General features: G+C 63.9%; 1 protein-coding gene. It reads right to left on the reverse strand.

Annotated features, from left to right (window positions below; genetic code table 11):
* Positions 1–332 (reverse strand): cadherin-like domain-containing protein (locus tag UB23_RS29780; RefSeq protein WP_045060015.1); only part of this gene is annotated, 332 nt, incomplete at both ends.

A 332-nucleotide genomic window follows, 5' to 3' on the forward strand; every position in this document is an offset into this window, starting at 1 on the left:
GGGCCGTCGACGCTCGAGGTACCCGTGAGGACGCTGCCGTTACCGGCAGCGTCCTCACGGGTGGACACCCTTTCGCTGGCATCGGTGAAGCTGTCATCGACCGGGGTGACGCTGATGTTCAGGGTCGAAGTGACATTGCTACCGGAGCCGTCAGTGACGGTGTAGCTGACCACCGGCACGCTGCCGTTGTAGTTGGCGGCTGGAGTAAAGGTGTACGCCCCGTTCGCGCCGATCACCAAGGTGCCGACATTGGCGATGGTCGCCGTGGTGCCAGCGGTGTAGGTGTTCGCACCGATGGTGAAGTTGAGCACGCTGACAGGGCCGTCGACGCT

It is taken from the genome of Pseudomonas sp. ES3-33 (assembly GCF_000952175.1).
In the GTDB taxonomy this organism is placed as follows: domain Bacteria; phylum Pseudomonadota; class Gammaproteobacteria; order Pseudomonadales; family Pseudomonadaceae; genus Aquipseudomonas; species Aquipseudomonas gregormendelii.